Source organism: Anaerorhabdus sp., from assembly GCF_036657415.1.
GTDB lineage: Bacteria > Bacillota_I > Bacilli_A > Erysipelotrichales > Erysipelotrichaceae > Anaerorhabdus.
This window is the reverse complement of the sequence record NZ_JAVXGL010000025.1, coordinates 1-19,088: the sequence shown is the minus strand read 5'-3', so window position 1 is coordinate 19,088 and position 19,088 is coordinate 1. Positions and strand designations below refer to the sequence as shown.

At 32.1% G+C, this 19,088-nt stretch carries 16 protein-coding genes; all 16 read right to left on the bottom strand.

All coding sequences use genetic code 11. The features are described from left to right. Nucleotides 1-9 precede the first annotated feature (9 nt). A complete protein-coding gene (locus RSB60_RS05305) occupies nucleotides 10-1,143 on the bottom strand; it encodes a glucose-1-phosphate adenylyltransferase (RefSeq protein ID WP_323382293.1) in 1,134 nt (377 codons plus the stop codon). Between the two features lie 155 nt (nucleotides 1,144-1,298). Continuing rightward, on the bottom strand, nucleotides 1,299-1,832 hold the full coding sequence (locus RSB60_RS05300; protein WP_323382292.1) for a LemA family protein: 534 nt from the start codon (nucleotides 1,830-1,832) through the stop codon (nucleotides 1,299-1,301). Then, nucleotides 1,832-2,713 (bottom strand): DUF3137 domain-containing protein, encoded by an 882-nt coding sequence (locus RSB60_RS05295; RefSeq protein WP_332614988.1) that lies wholly within the window; start codon nucleotides 2,711-2,713, stop codon nucleotides 1,832-1,834. Before RSB60_RS05295 ends, RSB60_RS05300 begins: the two co-directional genes overlap by 1 nt. Beyond that, on the bottom strand, nucleotides 2,700-3,569 hold the full coding sequence (locus RSB60_RS05290) for a DUF3137 domain-containing protein (protein WP_332614986.1): 870 nt from the start codon (nucleotides 3,567-3,569) through the stop codon (nucleotides 2,700-2,702). Before RSB60_RS05290 ends, RSB60_RS05295 begins: the two co-directional genes overlap by 14 nt. Then, the gene (locus RSB60_RS05285; RefSeq protein WP_332614984.1) at nucleotides 3,562-4,800 is read right to left on the bottom strand and encodes a bifunctional folylpolyglutamate synthase/dihydrofolate synthase; all 1,239 of its coding nucleotides are present in this window, start codon (nucleotides 4,798-4,800) and stop codon (nucleotides 3,562-3,564) included. Before RSB60_RS05285 ends, RSB60_RS05290 begins: the two co-directional genes overlap by 8 nt. Before the next feature lies 1 nt (nucleotide 4,801). Continuing rightward, nucleotides 4,802-5,467, bottom strand: a complete 666-nt coding sequence (locus tag RSB60_RS05280) for a uracil-DNA glycosylase (RefSeq protein ID WP_323382288.1) — start codon at nucleotides 5,465-5,467, stop codon at nucleotides 4,802-4,804. A gap of 35 nt (nucleotides 5,468-5,502) precedes the next feature. Beyond that, nucleotides 5,503-7,134: a Na/Pi cotransporter family protein gene (locus RSB60_RS05275; RefSeq protein WP_332614982.1), complete on the bottom strand. Its 1,632-nt coding sequence runs from the start codon at nucleotides 7,132-7,134 to the stop codon at nucleotides 5,503-5,505. 187 nt (nucleotides 7,135-7,321) lie between these two features. Beyond that, nucleotides 7,322-8,545 (bottom strand): aminopeptidase, encoded by a 1,224-nt coding sequence (locus RSB60_RS05270; RefSeq protein WP_332614979.1) that lies wholly within the window; start codon nucleotides 8,543-8,545, stop codon nucleotides 7,322-7,324. Then, nucleotides 8,545-9,879: an alpha/beta hydrolase gene (locus tag RSB60_RS05265; protein ID WP_332614977.1), complete on the bottom strand. Its 1,335-nt coding sequence runs from the start codon at nucleotides 9,877-9,879 to the stop codon at nucleotides 8,545-8,547. Before RSB60_RS05265 ends, RSB60_RS05270 begins: the two co-directional genes overlap by 1 nt. Then, entirely contained in the window at nucleotides 9,860-11,587 is a 1,728-nt protein-coding gene (locus RSB60_RS05260; RefSeq protein ID WP_332614975.1) for a DUF885 domain-containing protein, read from the bottom strand. The genes RSB60_RS05265 and RSB60_RS05260 overlap by 20 nt, the downstream gene beginning before the upstream one ends. Continuing rightward, on the bottom strand, nucleotides 11,580-11,834 hold the full coding sequence (locus RSB60_RS05255; protein ID WP_323382283.1) for a zinc-ribbon domain-containing protein: 255 nt from the start codon (nucleotides 11,832-11,834) through the stop codon (nucleotides 11,580-11,582). Before RSB60_RS05255 ends, RSB60_RS05260 begins: the two co-directional genes overlap by 8 nt. After that, the gene (gene secA / locus RSB60_RS05250; RefSeq protein WP_332614972.1) at nucleotides 11,834-14,155 is read right to left on the bottom strand and encodes a preprotein translocase subunit SecA; all 2,322 of its coding nucleotides are present in this window, start codon (nucleotides 14,153-14,155) and stop codon (nucleotides 11,834-11,836) included. The genes RSB60_RS05255 and secA overlap by 1 nt, the downstream gene beginning before the upstream one ends. A gap of 54 nt (nucleotides 14,156-14,209) precedes the next feature. After that, nucleotides 14,210-16,342: a type I pullulanase gene (gene pulA, locus RSB60_RS05245; protein WP_332614970.1), complete on the bottom strand. Its 2,133-nt coding sequence runs from the start codon at nucleotides 16,340-16,342 to the stop codon at nucleotides 14,210-14,212. Between the two features lie 68 nt (nucleotides 16,343-16,410). Further along, nucleotides 16,411-17,565, bottom strand: coding sequence for an ABC transporter permease subunit (locus tag RSB60_RS05240; RefSeq protein WP_332614967.1), 1,155 nt, complete (start codon nucleotides 17,563-17,565; stop codon nucleotides 16,411-16,413). Continuing rightward, on the bottom strand, nucleotides 17,558-18,337 hold the full coding sequence (locus RSB60_RS05235) for an ABC transporter ATP-binding protein (protein ID WP_332614965.1): 780 nt from the start codon (nucleotides 18,335-18,337) through the stop codon (nucleotides 17,558-17,560). The genes RSB60_RS05240 and RSB60_RS05235 overlap by 8 nt, the downstream gene beginning before the upstream one ends. An 8-nt stretch (nucleotides 18,338-18,345) precedes the next feature. Further along, nucleotides 18,346-19,088: DUF3169 family protein (locus RSB60_RS05230; RefSeq protein ID WP_332614963.1), on the bottom strand; the 743-nt coding region annotated here is incomplete at its 5' end.

Below are 19,088 nucleotides of genomic sequence, written 5' to 3'. Positions count from 1 at the left end.
CATATCCTCCTATTTCACAACATTCTTAGCTACTAAAAGAATGTTTTCACTGTCTTTTTGTCCAACAACAGCTCCTGGTGCAATTTCCACACCATCAGCTACAATACAACGTGTAACTTTGGCTCCTGAGCCAACTTTAACATTTGTCATAATTACTGAATCTAGGATTTTCGCATCTTCTCCAATTGTTGAATTTGTAAAGATTACTGAGTTCTTAACTGAACCATAGATACAACAACCTTGTGTAATATAAGCATTATTAGCCGAACCATTTTCACCAATAAATTGTGGAATAGCATTTACATCTTCTGTATAGATTTTTGAATCAGGATCACTTAAGTCTAGTTCATTATTTGCATTTAATAAATCCATGTTTGCTTCCCATAGACTATCAATAGTTCCAACATCTTTCCAATATCCTTTAAATCTAAATGCTGCTAAACGTTTATTATCTTTTAGGTAATTAGGAATGATATCTTTTCCAAAGTCATGTGTTGAATTAGGATTTTTTTCATCCGCAATCAAATATTTTTTTAATTGTTTATATTCGAAAATATAAATCCCCATCGATGCTAAATTACTCTTTGGCTTCTCTGGTTTTTCTTCAAATTCAATAATCATGTCATTTTTATCCGTATTCATAATACCAAAACGACTTGCTTCCTTTAGTGGTACTTCTAACACCGCAATTGTAGCATCTGCATTATTTTTTAAATGATGTTGAAGCATCTCAGCATAATTCATCTTGTAGATATGATCTCCTGATAAAATTAATACATATTCTGCTTCCATTTGATCAAGAAAATCAAGGTTTTGAGTAATTGCATCTGCTGTTCCACGATATAATCCAAAACCTGTATCGTCTTTTTCACGTGGAGGTAAAACAAAGACTCCACTATCCTTTGCATCAAGACCCCAATGATGGTCACGGGCAACATATGAATTCAATAATACCGATTCATATTGTGTCAAAACACCTACAACATCAACATCCGAATTTGCACAGTTACTTAATGGAAAATCGATGATTCGGTACTTCCCACCGAAGTGCACTGCTGGTTTTGCGACCTTTTTGGTTAGGTCAAAAAGTCGAGAGCCTCTTCCTCCCGCTAAAATCATTGCTACCATATTATTTTGTTTCATGAGCTTTTCCCCCATAAGTTATTTATAATGTCATTATAGCCTATGTATCTCAATTTTTAAAGTAAAAAGAAAGCGATTTCATAAACTTAATATTTTTTTACAAAACCTTAACAACTCCATCCTTATAATTAAAAAAAGTCCCTACGGACTTCTACTTAAAGTTTAATATTAACACTTTTTGATTCTTCTTCATTCGCTGCAAAGAAATCATATGTATTCTTAGATGCAAAATTAGCAACAAGATTTCCTGGAAAAGTCTCTCTTGCTTGATTATATAAAGAAACATTTGAATTATACATTCTTCGTGCTGCTTGCAAATGTTCTTCTACTTCAAATATTGTGTCTTGCAGACTTAAAAAATTCTCATTTGCTTTTAAATCAGGATAACTTTCTTGTAAAGCAAATAATTTAGTTTGTGCTTCTTTGTACTCTTGATAACATGTTGTTTTTTGTGTCATTGTCATATCGTTACGCGCTTCTACTACTTTTGCAAGTGTCTCTGCCTCATGCTTTGCATAACCTTTTACTACTTCAACTGTATTTATAAGTACAGCGTATCGTTTTGCTAATGCCACATCAATCCCTGATGCCGCTTCCTCTACCTTGATTTTATAAGTAACAATGCGGTTATAGATATTAATCATCACTACAATAATTATTACGACAATTCCTAAAATTACATATCCCATTATCCTTCATCCTCCACTAATCTAAAATGATTTATCATATTCACAATCTCATGAATATGATTACTATCAATTGCTCCACTACTTTCATCAACTTTTTGTAGTAGCGATGGTTCAAACATGTTTTCTCTTGTATCGATGGCAATATGAAACTCATTTCTCATAAATCCATAATATACTTTACATCCTTGCCTTACTCTAAAATCCATTAATAATTGCATGAATTGCGGTGTTACCAAATAGAAAGCTTCATGTTCATCTGCTGCAAATGTATCAAACATCTTATTGAATTCAATACTTTCAAATTCCACCTTTGTTGTTTTTGGTGCGGATGAAAAAAATCCATCAGGTTTATCATCAAAGAAAGCATTATCTTTAATCACCATAAAACTAGTAATTGTTTTTGGAAAAGTAAATGTCATATATTGACCTTTAAAAAGTGTTACTCGGGTTGTACTTTTACCCGTTGATGTTACTTGTTCTGTATGTACATCACCACGACGAACCTTTATACCTGCATAATCAAAGCTAATCAAATCATCACTAGAAAAGGTATTGGATGTTGGAATTAAGTGAGAATCTTTAATGTATTCCACACTGTATCCATTTAATTCAACATCCACAGGTACTCCCAAAGCTGATTCAAATTGTTGGGCAATGAAATAATGTTTAAAAGCTTTTTTAAATTTCGATTGGCTTGATGAAAAAATAAATATTACTACAACAAGAATAAACATAACAAAGAAAAAAGCCATTTCTTGTACAAAGAAAGAAATTAATAAAAGTACGATTGTCGCAATCATTACTAAACCCCAAATGATAGCGTTTATTCGATACTTCTCGATATCTGCTAAAGTACATGTCTCTTTATTATTCTGTTTCATGGCCATTAAAATACCTCGCTAAGTCAATCATATTTTCATAATCTTTTTTCTCTTCACTGAAATCCAGTTTTTCAACTGACTTATAGACTGAAGGTTCTTTTGTAGTTTCAGCTTGACTCACTGCTAGATGAATTTCATTATTCAAGAAACCAAAATAAACTACTCCTGTATGATATGTTTTATAATTCTTTAAAATTGTACGTACTTCCTCCGTTAATATTTTTTCTACATCACCTTCTATTACGGTATAAACATCAAATAATTTATTAAAGTCGCTATCCTCAGTTAATACTTTTGTTGTTGCTGGTGCTTCTTTATAGTATTTTTCTAAATCAGTTCCACTAATATTAGTATCACGTATAGAAATATAATTAGCTAAATCATTAGGAAAATGCATAATATCATAACGCCCATTAAATAATGTTCTTATGAGTGCATTTCTTCCATCCAATGTATATTTTAGTTGTGTTATTACATCTGAACGTTCAATTTTAATATCATCCAACTCGATTGTTACCATATTTTCACTAGAAAATAGATTGGCAAAAGGCACAACATGTGATTCTTCTACTTTTAGTAAATCCATTCCTGTCCAATCAATATCAACTTCTTTTTTAAATGCAAGTTCTGCTGGATATCTTAAGTTAAAATCTCTAAAAGCATAACGATAATTTGCAGTTTTTTTAGATCCAATGCTAATTAAAAATAATAACACCACAACCAATACAATTACTGTATAGAAATTTTGCATCCATGCATATGCAACTATTCCAATAGCAAAAATAATTATTAACAGAATAATTGTATTCTTTGCATTGTTTCTAACCTTCTCTATTTCATTTACGCGATTATTCATTACTATCTCCTCTATTCATTAAATATCTTCTTGCTTCACTAATAAAATAAAGTGATCCGCACAAGATACAAGAACCTGTAATATGAGCATCTTCTATCCCTTTGTTAATTGCTTCCACAGTATTTTCAACACATAGTATATCATCCCATAGTTTTAGATTTTTTGCACGTTCAACTCGATAAAAATCAAATTCAGTAACAATCAATTCATCTGCTATCTCATGAATTTGTTCAATCATTGATTTTGCAGGTTTATCTTTTAATGCTGAAAAAACAAATATCCATGGTCTAGGTAAAACATAAATTGATTCAAGCAAAGCAGAAATACCTTCTTGATTATGTGCGCCATCTAAAATAATTGTTGGTTGTTTTTGAATTATTTCAAAACGTCCTTCCCAATGACTCTTTAATATACCATCAATTTTATTTTGAATAGAAATTTCATAATTATATTTTCTTTGTAGACAATCAATTACAGTTAATGCAACCGTTGCATTTCGCATTTGATATTTTGCTGAATTGTATATTTTATAACATACATCATCTACTTCAAAAGTATCCATAGTTTGTTGAATAAACTTCTTTGATTCAATTAATTCACTTTGTTTAGACACTGCTATTTCTTCAATCACTGATTTCACAGATGGAATCATTTCACCTATTATGCAAGGTACTCCTTTTTTTATAATCCCCGCTTTTTCTTTAGCAATTTTTTCAACTGTATCCCCTAATAATTCCATATGATCCAATCCTATTGATGTAATCACTGATACAAGAGGATGTGATAAACAGTTGGTACAATCTATTCGTCCACCCAAACCAACTTCATAAATCGCAATATCTACGTTCTCTTCATTAAAATATGCACATGCAATTAACATATCAATATCAAACATATTTAACTGCTTCTCTTCAATAATGTTTAGATGATGATTTAGTAGTCTAAGAAAACTTTCATCATCAATCCATTTCCCATTAATTCGAATACGATCTTGATGTTTAAGAATGTGTGGTGATGTAAAAGTTCCTACCTTATATCCAGCTTCAACTAAACAATCTTTGATATATGTTACAGTACTCCCCTTGCCATTTGTTCCCGCAATATGAATGCTTGGAATATTATCCTGAGGATTGCCTAAGTCATTCATTAATTCACAAAAGACTTTATGTCCAAGACCAATATTTTTTCTCTTCATTATCCATTCATTTGCTTCTAAAATTGTTTCTAACATACTAATCCTCGATTCTCCATTGTATAGGTTCTTGATTCGTTTTCAATAGAAATTCATTTATTTTTGAATATGGTCGTGACCCAAAGAAACCAGCATGGGCAGATAATGGTGAAGGATGGGCTGCCTCTAAAATAAGATGATTTTTATTTGTGATTAGAATTCTTTTATCGCGTGCATTTCTACCCCACAATACAAAGACCATCGGCTTTTCTCGTTTATTTAATTTCTTTATTACTTCATCTGTAAATTGCTCCCAACCTTTTCCTTTATGTGATAGTGGTTTAGAATCTTCCACTGTCAAAATTGTATTCAACAAAAATACGCCTTGCTTTGCCCAAGGCATTAGATAGCCATGTTTAGGTATTGAATATCCTAAATCATTTTGTAATTCCTTATACATATTTAAAAGACTAGGTGGTATTTTTACACCTTTTTGCACTGAAAAACACATACCATGTGCTTGATGTGGTTGATGATATGGATCTTGTCCTAGAATTACTACTTTTACATCTGGAAAATCTGTATTTTCAAAAGCCGCAAAAACATTTTGTTTTGGTGGATATATCTGTTTAGTTTCATATTCTTCATGAATAAAGGCTGCTAGCTTTTTAAAATAATCCTTTTCAAACTCAGCTTTTAAAAACGGTGTCCATTCATTTTTAACCATATTTCCTCCTATAGAAAAACCATCGAGACGATGGTTTACTTTTTATCAGCAAAAACTGCCTTCGCAATATTACAACAATGGTCAGCCATACGTTCCATATTACTTAAGATATCACAATATACTGAACCAGATATCATTGAACTACATTTACCATCACGCATTCTTTCAAAGTGACGTTGACGAGATTCGTATTCCAATAAGTCCATATAGTTTTCATCTTCAAGCAATGCCTCAAATTTTGCATAATCTTTTGTCGTATAGATTTCCATTGTACTATTCAACATGTGATAGAACAATTCATACATTGCCTTTAATTCTTCAACTGCTTCTTTTGTAAAATTACTCTTATCTTCTTTTACCATTTCATAGAATTCACTTAAATTAACAGTTAAATCACCAATACGTTCTAAGTTTTTAACTACTTGTAAATTTAAACTATATTCTTGGAAATCCGATTCATTCAATTCTTCTTTAGAAATCAACAATAGATAATCAACTATCTTATGATCTAAACCATTAATAATTCCCTCTGCTTGGAGAATATTTTCTTTATCTTCTGAACCTGCTTTATGATTCATTAAGTATTTTTGTGATTCTTTAACATTTCTTTCAACAACATGACTCATCTTTAGAATGACTTCTTTTGATACATTCAAAGCTGAACTCGGCAATTGATGTGGTAAGATATCATTTAATTCATCAATATTAACATCTAATTTTTCTGGTTCGTTACCAGGAATTAATTTTCTTACTATTGCACACATTTGTTTTAAGAATGGGAAGAATAGTAATGTTGTGACTAAGTTAAATATAATATGTGCAAATGCAATTTGCATCATTGGTGATAATTTCAAGAGTCCGGTTAAGTATACGACAATGGATACATAAACACCCAGGAACATCATTCCTATGATAGTACCCACAACATTAAATAACGTATGAACACCGGCAGTTCGCTTCGCTGCCAAAGAACCACCAATAGCTGCGAAAATACCTGTAATTGTTGTACCAATGTTAGAACCAAATACGAAAGCCACACTGGCCATCAAAGACATTCCACCTGCTTCATAAATCTTTTGTACAACACCGATAACGGCCGAAGATGACTGGATGATACCCGTCATAACTGTACCTGCTAATAAAGCTAAAACAGGTTGTTCTCCTGCTGCATGAGCGAATGTAACAAATTCAGGTAAGTCTTTTAGTGTTTTAAGTGCATCACCCATTATACGTAAACCATAAAATAGTAATCCAAAACCCAGAATAACTTGACCTAAATAATGTAGTTTTTTCTTATTACCAAAACAAATAATTAAAGCTCCAGCACAAACGAAGAATAAAGCGAATTTTTCTACTTTTAATCCAATAATAAATGCTGTGATTGTTGTACCAATATTGGCACCCATTACTATACCTGCAGCCTGTTCGAGTTTCATTAAACCCGCACGAACTAATCCAATAGTAATTGCAGTGGTTGCTGAAGAAGATTGAATAATAACAGTAATTACAGTACCAATTAATACTGCCATAATTGGCTTAGTTGTATATTTATCGATATATTCTCGTAATTTATCCCCCGCTAAGCTTTTTAAGCCATCTCCCATGAACTTAATTCCGAAAATGAAGAGACCAAAACCGCCTAGTATCGCATCCCAAGATATATTCATTGTACGTCCCCCGTTGTTTTCTCACGGTAATTATAACAAGACTAGGGTTAAAATACATTCAAAATTTCAATTTTTTTGATTTTTTTCTCCTTCTTTTATTATCGTTTCTTCACTTCTTTTTTTCACAAAAGAAAAAGAGTCTACAATTTATAGACTCTTGTTATTAAAATAAGCTTTCGTAAAAGGGTTAAATCTTCCAAACTCCATTTTCAAATACAACAATTTCTTTACTATCATGTGTAGTTCCTACAATTTTTAAATCTTCTGTTCCAATCATGAAATCAACATGAATCATTGAATCATTGTAGTTTGCAGCTTCAAAATCTTCTTCTTTCATCTTTTCATACGCTTTAAAATTATTTTTAAAACCCATTCCAAGTGCTAAATGACAACATGCATTTTCATCAAATAATGTATTATAAAACATAATACCTGTTTCATTAATAGGTGAATTAAATGGAACTAATGCAACTTCACCTAAATATGCTGCTGCTTCATCCATACTAATCATTTCTTCTAAACTCTTTTGTCCTACCTTAGCTTTAACTTTAACAGCTTTACCTTTTTTAAAACGTATGCTGAAATCTTCAATTAAGTTACCTTGATATGATAATGGTTTAGATGAATATACAACACCATCTACACGATACTTATCAGGCATTGTGAATATTTCTTCTGTAGGCATATTTGCAATGAATTCTATACCTTGTAATGTTTTTTCACTTGCACTTAACCATACATGTTTAGGATTTAATCCAAGTGTTAAATTTGTACCATTGCTTGCAGTATAAGTAAGTTTATCAAAATGATAGCGATTTAACTTGCGTGCTTTTGCTTCCATTAATTTAACATGCTTATCCCAATTCGCAATTGGATCACCCTCAAGACGAGTACAATGAATGATTGCTTCTTCAAGTTTCTTCATTGCTTCTTCATCACTACAATCTGTAAAAATCTTCTTAGCCCATGCTAATGAAGGCATTGCAACAATTACCCATTGATAGCGATTATCCCTAGCATCTATGTAAGGTTTAAGAATTGGGTATTTCGCTTGTCTAGCTTTAGCCATCTTCGCTGTATCTACACCATTTAAATAATCAGGATCTTCATCTTCTACAATAATTGTACAAGGTAGAGTCTCTGTCATATATTTTTGTTTTTCTTCTTCAAATGTTTCAACCTTACTTAATGTTTGAAGAGACTCATTTTTAAATTTCATTTTTGAAATTGCTTCATCTTCAAATTCCACTGTTACTTTTCTTGCTTTAGCTTTGTAAGATGCATCTACTAAGCAGCGCGCAAATTCAACTTGTTGTGTTGATGCACGAATAATCACATCTTGCCCTTTTTGTAAGTTAATTCCTCTTGTTACAACTAATTTTGCATAGTTGTTCATCATCTTTTTGTTCATTATTTCCCCTTTTCTACCTTTCGGTTAAGTATCCAACTAGCCATATCTTGAATTACCTTTTCATCAACATTTGCAGGAGTCTTATAATCCTCTACTGTATTGTTGATTGCTGGTGTAAAGAAATGACTTAATCCTGGATAAGATTTCATTTGTACATTATCCATACCTGATGTTAGTTTCATCCACTCTTGATAATCTTTATCATAGAATACTTGGAAATCACTTTCTCCTTGAAGTATTAGTACATCACATTTTAATTCATTCATAAAGATATATGGACGTGATTGATTTAATTCATACCAATAACTTAATGGATAACTGTTCACTACTTTATCAGTTGCAGTTTCTTTGGTCAGTGATTGAATTTCAGCAATCACTTTATCTGCTAAATCCACAACACCTTGAACCATTTGTTCATTTGATCCTTGTGCCACTACTGCGTTGTATTGTTGATCCTTCATAACTACTTCTAATCCACGTGGTGTTCCAGCTAATGAAATGATTCCTTTCACTTCAGGATGATCATATGCAAGTCGTGGTGCTAGCATACCACCTTGACTATGTCCAATTACATATATTTGATTATGATTTACTGGCATATCTTCAAGTTGATGAATAACACTCGCAAAATCATAGAGGTATTCCCAATTTAGTGATACCTCGCGAATACCATCCCACTCGGGATATCCATAATATCGTTTATCATAACGAATTGTCGCAATACCTTCTTTAGCTAACCCATGGGCAATATCTTCAAATGGTTTCATCGCATAAGCTTCCTCATTCAAATTGCTTACACCTGAACCCTGTACAAGAATTGCGACCGGTGGACTATCGACACCAACAGGTAAAGTTAAGATTCCGTTTATCATTTCATCAACACCAACGAGTACATTTTGTTCTGTATATTCATCAGTATTAACAGCTTCAACTATTTTTGAAGGATAGTTTAAATACATACCCTTAATTTTCATTTCTTGATTAAAGCTAAGTGATAATTTCACGGTGCCATTTTTGAATGTCATGTATACATAGCCTAAATCACGATCAGCTAAACGATGTACATCTATCTTCATCGTTTGATAAGAGCCGAGATTTTCAGTTACTTTATTCCAACTTTGGGTAAGATTTTGAACAGTTATTTCTTCTTTTGCTTCTTTTGATAAATATTGCGGAATGTTCTTAAATTCTGAATTTACAAATGCATCTGCAACTTCTACAGAAATCGCTTTGATATTTTCATCTGTTAGTTCTATTACTGGTTCTTTCTTTGTGCATCCGGTAACTAATACAAGTGCACATAATAACAGCACCTTACTTATTTTTTTCAACATATGTATTCACATCTTCTTTCACAAATTCAAATGCTCTATTACCACCATCTAGGATTACTTTATTAAAATCTATTTGATTAAATTTATCTCCTAGTGCTTCTTTAGCTTCATTTTCATAAGTTTTGAATAGCATAAGTCCTAATCCATACGGTGTAATTTGTCCTGGTTCTGATACTACACCTTCATATAATTCTTGCAGCACAGCTTCATCTGTAATTCCTAATAAATCACTAATTTCCTTAGTACCCCAACCGTTATAATTAACACCTAGGTCAACGATTGCTTGCATGATATATCCATATTCAATATCAAAACCAAGCAATGTCGCAATATCTTCATCGGCAACCCAATTAATTGATTCAAGCTCCGTCATCATCGCCCAGCCTTCACCATATCCTAGATTGGTAAGCACTTTAAATAGTGGATGGACGTCTTTATCAAAGTAATAGGTATTTTGATATAAATGCCCTGGGAAACCTTCGTGTGCTAATGTGGTATATAGTGAATATTCATCACCTACATTATCACCATTGATACGAATGATATTTTCAGTTGGTGAATCAAGCGGTGGAATCAAATAATATGCAACTATATTTTCATCCGCAACTGTTGGATCTAGATAACTTGCTTCATATGTTACTTCTGGTCCTTGGGGATATGCTTTTGTAATATTCTCTTGTAAGAACATCAGCATTTCTTCCGGTGTCTCAAAGTCCACTGCAAATTCTTCATATCCTGTCATCGCTTCTTCATTACCAAATAGTGGGATTATTTTTTTAACTTTATTTTGGATATAAGTTAAACCCATTTTCGATAATTCTTCTATCGATAAATTTGTACCCAATTTCAATTGAATTAAATCTTCATAATATTTCTTTCCTTCTGGTGAACCTGATAAATTCATATCATCTGGCGTTGTTCCCTTATTAGATAGTAAGAATTCTTTCACAGTTGCATAAGCAGGAATTACTTCTTCTGTTACAATTTTTTTATTTTCTTCTTTATATGCTTCCGCATTTTCTAAATTCAATTCATCGATTTTATCATTGAATGATGCAATAAACTGATTATCATCAACTTTTGAAATAAACTTATCAATTCCATCAACTGTTTGATTAATTGTGAAATCATTCATGAAATGTCCTTCAGCAATTTGCATTTCCGTAAATGTAATCGCATCTGCAAAATAACGTTGTATATCTGCAAGGATAACTAAATAGTCTTTTACATCTTGTTCATTATAAAATTTAAATTCTTCCATGTTTGTAATTAAATTACTCGTAATCCCAGTACTTGGTGCAAAGTAATTGTCAAACAGTGGATATGAGTAACCCACAATTGAATCCTCGAAATAACGTTTCAAGATATTGTATTGACGTGTTTGTTCTGAATTTAAAGTAGTAACATCAATTTCATTTAATTGCTTAAGTGATGTTTCAGCAACCTCTTTTCCACTACTATAATCTTCTAGTGAAATGCTACCTAATGTTACTTCTGGTTTTTCTGCATTATACGCAGAACCATCTTTAATTGTATAATGATAATTCAAAAAATCTGATTCAAGATAATTTATAAATTCATCATCTAATAATTTTATAAATTCCTGACTCTGCTCTTTTTCTACTACTGCTTCTGTTTCTTTTGGCGGATTGTTTGTACAGCCAACAAGAGTTAGAGACAGTAATAAAATAACTATTTTTTTAAACATCTTGTGTTTCTCCTTTCAAAATATATGTTGCAGCTTCTTCTTTAGTAATTTGAGTAAGACCTCTACATATTGGGCATTGTTCATAGTAACGCACACTTAGAGGAATTATTGGAATGAAGAAAAGTGAAAACCAATTAGTAACTTTAATTACAATCCAGTTACTAATATTATTACATCTTCCACAACGTATTTTTCCTTCTTGCGCTACAATTTTTTGTGTAGACTTTGTCCCAAATATTACAAACATTAATCTTCCTCTTGTCCTTCTTGTTTAGGGGCTGATGCTAAAGTAAGCACCGTTTGCTCTGTGATGTTATCCATCATGTTTTCAAAACGTTCAACCGCCTCTTCTTTAAATGCATCTACTGGTTTAATTGATGCATATTGGCGTAAATAAATTCCTTTTTTAACACGATCCATATTATCTACATGTTCCATCCATTGGCGATCAAGAATAGTTAAAAATACCATCTTTTCTAATTGCTTATCTTCACCATGAATTTCTTCATAGTTTCGCCAAGCATCATCCATCCAAATTTTACTTGCACGCCCATTATCATTAAAACCATTTTCAATTATTTCTTCTGAGATATTTAGTTTTTTCAATAATTCATGTGCATAGACTTTAGCTTGGTTTGTTTTACCTTGCATTTCAAAGTTAACACTAATACGATCAATAAATTGTCCATATAAATTTTTAACTAAATCAGTAATATTATCCATCACAAGAATTTCATCACGTTGCGTATAAATCAAACGACGTTGTTCCATCAATACATCATCGTAATCCAAAACATTTTTGCGTGAATCGAAATGTAGACCTTCTGCACGTTCTTGAATTGCATCAATTAATTTTCTCATTTTGTCTGCAGAAACTTTATCACGTTTAAAATCTTCAATCGTTTCTTTCATATAATCCGTCGTGAATTTTTCAACTAAATCATCTTCCATTGAAACAAAGAATCTAGAGTATCCTGGATCTCCTTGACGACCCGCACGTCCACGTAACTGATTATCGATACGTTTAGATTCATGTCGCTCTGTTCCTAGAACTACTAATCCCCCTAAATCACATACGCCTTCGCCTAGTTTAATATCTGTCCCACGTCCTGCCATATTAGTTGCAATCGTAACCGTTTTACGTTGTCCTGCTTGTGCTACAATTGTTGCTTCTTTCGCGTCTTCCTTAGCATTTAAAACTTGATGTGGAATACCTCTTTTCTTTAATAATTCTGAGAGGTTTTCACTCATTCCAATACTAATTGTTCCTACCAATACAGGTTGTCCTTTTTCATATAATGAAATAACTTCATTTAAAATAGCTTCATATTTTTCGCGTTTTGTTTTAAACACTTCATCCGCATAATCATTACGAGCAATTGGACGATTTGTTGGAATTTGATATACACGCATATTGTATGTATTTAAGAATTCAACTTCTTCAGTTTTTGCAGTTCCAGTCATTCCTGATAGTTTTGTATATAATCTAAAGAAGTTTTGATAAGTAATTGTCGCAAGTGTTTTATTTTCTAATTTGATTCCAACACTTTCTTTTGCTTGAATGGCTTGGTGTAATCCATCAGAGAATTCACGCCCTTCCATTTTTCTGCCTGTAAATTGATCAACCAAGACAATTTCATCTTCTTGTACAACATATTCAACATCACGTGTCATTAAGAAATTAGCACGTAAGGCATTTTGTAAATAATGAATTAATTCAGCATTGTCAGATCCATAAAGATGATCCATCTTGAAAAATCGCTCCGCTTTTTTAATTCCATTCTCAGTAAGTTGAACCGCATTATCTTCCAAAATAACTTCTACATCCGCATCTCTTCTACAGCTCTTTGCGAATAAATCTGTTTGTAAGTAGTATGGTGATAATTGGTCCCCATATCCTGAAAGAATAAGTGGTGTTCTTGATTCATCAATTAGTACAGAATCCACTTCATCAATGATTGCATAATATAAACCACGTTGTACTCTTCCTTCCATTGATTTAGCCATGTTATCACGTAGATAATCAAAGCCTAATTCAGAGTTTGTTGAGTAAGTAATATCACAGTTGTATACATCTTTCTTTTGAAAGAAAGATAAACTATGCAAATTTACACCAACAGTCAATCCAAGAAAGCGATATACTTGTCCCATCCACTCTGCATCACGTGCTGCCAAATATTCATTGACAGTAACAACATGTGCTCCTTTTCCTTCAAGGGCATTTAAATAGATAGGCATTGTTGCGGTTAAAGTTTTACCTTCACCTGTTTTCATTTCAGCTACATCACCAAAATGCAGTAAAACACCACCTAAAATTTGCACTGGGTATGGATACTCTCCCAGTACTCTTTTTGCAGCTTCGCGGCAATTCGCAAAAGCCTCTGGTAATAAATCATCTAACTTCTCACCTTTAGCTAAGCGTTCTTTAAATTCAATTGTTTTTTGTTGCAGTTGTTCATCACTATATTGACTATATTCATCTGCATGTTTCAATACTTTTGCTTGAAGTTTTTCAGCCTTTGAATAATGTCTTAATTCACTGTTTACTAAATTTGCTATAAATCCCATAATTTTCTCCTAATATGCATAAAGGGGCTTAAATCCCCTTTATTTATTTTACGCTTACATTACTGCACATACAAGCAAACTGTAAGGTTTTATCAAAATATCTTGTGAAACTAAAGATTTCTTAAGCAAGCCATTTTCATCCATTAAAAGCGTCAATTTATCATTAAAATGTAGATTTCGTTCAACTCCAAATGGATTAAAAATTAACTTCATACCGCGGCATTTCCACTTACTATCTGGATGATTAATTGTATAAACAAGCACATTCGCATCCATATAGTCAAAAGATACTTTTTCTTCAATTTCTGCTGTTGTTTTTAGACGAAAAGCCTCAAATTTTTTACGAAGTAAAATACAAGTCCTTGTATATTTTACAATCTCTTCATAGCGAATCATTCTATCCCAATCCATTTGGTTAATTGAATCACTTGAACTAAATGTATTATGATAACCCAGTTTTGTACGACAGAATTCTTGCCCTGCTTGAAGAAATGGAATCCCTTGTGCGAACATCACACTTCCAATTAACATTTTATGCTTTTGAATACGTATTTCGCGTGTATCTTCTTTACAACAATCTTTAATCTTATCCCATGAAGTTTGATTATCATGACATTCAACATAATTAACAGTTTGATGCGGTTCCATAAAAATTTTATGACAGTCACTTCCTTTAACACTACCTGCAAGTGAGCTTGCCATGTTAAATATAAAATCACCATCTCCTGTACAATAACCCTTCGCAAAACTTTCTCCTTCACTTGATTTTCCTTTTACTGAATCTCTAAAGTAATCATTAAAGTGTGCAACTTCAGGCATTTGTGCATTATTAGACATACAAGCTTTTTTATCTTCTGGTAAATAGGTAGGCAGATTCCATCCCTCACCATAAATCATTACATCTTTTTTTATTTCTTTTGCTGCTTTTACAATTTCATTCATGGTATCCACATCTAAGATTCCCATTAAATCAAATCTAAATCCATCAATTCCATAAATATTCATCCACATCTTGATGTTATCAATAAAATATTTTCGCGTCATTTTACGACAACTATCCGTATCATTTCCACAGAATGAACCATTTGACAACAAACCATTTTCATTATATCTAAAATAATAGTACGGTACTATTTTTTGTAAAGACGCCATCGTTAAATCATAATGATGATTCAAAACCAAATCTAGATTTACACGAATACCTGCTTCATGAAATCCATCCACAACTTCACGTAACTCTTGTACACGTAAGAAGGGATCATTTGGATTCATACTAAATGAACCCTCTGGGCAAAAGAAATTCAATGGATCATATCCCCAATTGTATTGGCGATTAGGACTATCTTCATCTACTGTTGCAAAATCAAAGGCAGGTAATAATTGTACATGTGTTATTCCTAATAAACGGATATAATCATATCCTGTAGGTCGACCATTATTACGAGTATTTGGTTCAACCAAACCTTTAAATTTTTTATTAAAATGTGAGCCGCTTGTAGAACTAGAAGTCATATCACGAACACTACATTCGTATAAAATTGCATCTATTGGACTATTGAGTTCAGGTAAATTAAATTGCTTACATTTAAGTTCATTTAAATCAAGTACCGCACTTCGTTTACCATTTGAAGTACATGAAATTGCATAAGGATCACTACTTTCAACCACTTCACCGTTTACTGAAACTAAATAGACATAGGTTGCCGTTTTTAAATCTGCATTAACCGTTGCCCGGTAGACTCCTTTATCTGTTCTTTTCATGACAACATTCATTTCTTTTTGATCTTGTCTTATAGATACAATTACTTTAGTTGCTGTTGGTGCCCATACTGCAAATTTTGTTTCATTTTTCGTATATGAGCAGCCTAGATCATCTTCTGTATATTCAAACATTTCTTCAAACTGTTGTGTTCGTACAATAAAACGAATTTCTAATGGAGCTTGAAACCCATGATTATCAACAATTGTATATTGCATACCAAAATTAAGTTCAGCAGGGACTATACAATCATACGTTGAAACATCAGGTCCATTAATTAAACCTCGGATAATACATTCATTACAATTTCCAAATTCATCTTTTATATAAAATGAATCGACTTTACCATTATAAAAACGATGAGAGACAAGTACATGTACTTTTCCATAATCATCTAAATAGGCTTGTATACTATGTTCTTTTTCCATATTAATTCCTCACGCCACCATTATAACATCTCATCAAAACGAGTAAAAGAAAAAGGGTCTATCGACCCTTAAAACATACATTTTTCGCTATTAAACATCTTAGTAAGAATGAATACTAAAATAAATGTATAAACTAAATTTGAAACTAATGTCACAACAATGTATATTATTTGATAATTGAATGAGAAGATTCCATTCATCGCAACCACACAATTATACAACGGAATAAGTGCAGTAATAATTGAAGGTGTTTCACTACCAATCATTAGTGAACTAACACCAACGAACATAACTACAACCATAAGTGGCATAATAGCTGTTGATGCTTCTTTTACACTACTTGCATAAGCAGAGATAATTGAAATTGCTGCAATAATAATCAAGATTGATGATAATACAATAAGCAATAACATACTATAATCCATTACACTATATGCAACTGCACCAATACCATCCATTGTACCACCCATTAGTTTTGGTAATGAAAGAATTGTACCTAAGAAACTTGATAAACCTGTTAGTAATGAAATAATACTTAAACTGATAATTTTACCAATTGCAAGTTGTCCACGTTTCATTGGTGTCGCAAGTAATGTAGCCATTGTTCCACGTTCTTTTTCACCCGCAATTGATTCCGGGGCAACACCCATACATCCACTAAAGATGAAAATCATCAATAACATCGGCAGCATACTTGAGAATATTTGACCGGTAATATCTTTTTCAGAAGCTAAATCATATTGTGCAGCTCCGCCATTCACATCAAATACATTTGATATTGAACTCTCATAGTTATTAAGTGTTGCGGTAATCACATTATAAATTTTATTTGACTCTGCATTGGTTGAATTATAATAAACTTCAACTTGTGGAATCCCTGTTCCATCTGCGATTGATTGATCAAAGTTTTCTGGGAAATTTACAACTACATCAATTTCTTTATTTTCTATACGAATCAAATCATTATCGATAGTTGATCCATCATTCAAACTTTGAACACCTGCTTCTACAAAATTTGATTCAAGTGACGCTGGCATATTATATATAGCTATTTTGGGAACGTAATCTTCTTTCCCTTCAAACTGATTCATTAACCCACCACCCATAAATGAGTAGAGAAGATAAATCATTAACCCTGGTAAAATAACAGTTGTTAAGAATAATTTTTTATCACCAAAGAATCGTGCTAGCTCTTTCTTTACAATCGTAATAATGTTATGCATCGATTCTTCCTCCGTTTCTTTCATAAATTTCAAAGAATCTATTTTCCATTGTATCTCCATTCATGACGTTTTCTAGAGTATCACAACAAATCATTTTTCCATCAATTATAATACCGATTCGATCACAAATTTTTTCAACTAAACTAAAGATATGTGTAGATACAATAACACTCTTTCCTAATGCACGTAATTCCAATAAGAAGTCTGTAACTACTTTAGCCGTTAAAATATCCAAGCCATTGGTTGGTTCATCAAAGATTATAATATTAGGATCATGAACAAGTGAGATAACAAGTGAAACTTTTTGTTTCATCCCTGTCGACAAATCTTGTATTTTAACTTCTATAAATTCATCTATTCCAAAACGTTTAAATAAAGATTCTTTTCTTTTATTTCTTACTTGTGGATTTACACCATGTAAATCACTGAAGAAATCAAATAAATAGTTTGGTGTAAAGAAATCTTCAAGTTTTAATTCACTAGTAAGAAATCCAATTTTGCCACGGACTTCACCTGGATTATTCACAATACTTGATCCATCAACAATTGCATCCCCTTCATCCGGTTTAATTAGTGTTGAAATCATTCTTAATGTTGTTGTTTTACCAGCTCCATTTGGTCCTAGTAATCCAAAGATTTCTCCTTCATAAGCTTCAAAAGAAATCCCATTCACGGCAATTTTTTTCTTTTCTTTTGTTTTCGCAATCTTCATTTGTTTTTTTGACAAAGTGAAGGTTTTCTTTAAGTTTTCTACTTTTAATATCGTTTTCATATTTTCCTCTATTTTTTCTTAAACTCTAATTCATTTATTTTCTTTGAATAACTTATAAATAAAACAAGCCACACGCCTCCAATGAGCAATACAAAGATATACGCAATTGAATTAAACATTCCAATAAAAAGTGAAACAACAATTGCCCAAGATAACACTTTACTTGTATTTTTGTAAGCATAGTAACTTGCTTCTCCAATATTTCTTCGTTCATGTTCATCGCAGCTATCTAACCATGTTTTTTCAAATCGTTTATCCAGTGCATATCCCTTTTTTTCTGGATAGATTTTTTTAATCATATCAATCGCTTTTACATGGATAATTGTACTGATTACCATATACACAATGAAGGTAACAAGTAATGCTAAACTAATGAACATTGGATATACCGCAATTCCATCTACATCCGTTAAACGCCATTCATTCATCACAGGAATAACTAATCCTAAACCAATCATTCCCAAAATTTGTCCAAAAGAATTTAATGTTGTTGCTAATGAAAATTCTTTGTCCGCTAGAAGAAAAATATCTTCATCGTCATCATCTATTAGTTTTAAATATTTTTTCCCTTTATTATATTTAAGAATAGTTACTATTGTAACAATAATTATGGTGATTAGGAAAAGAGTACAAAAGACAACTGGTATTGTTTTAAAAAGTCCTTGTAAACTCCAAACAAATTGTTGACTTTGCATTGCAATATAACCCATAGCACCACCGACAATTGCAGCAATTAGTGTAACACCTATGT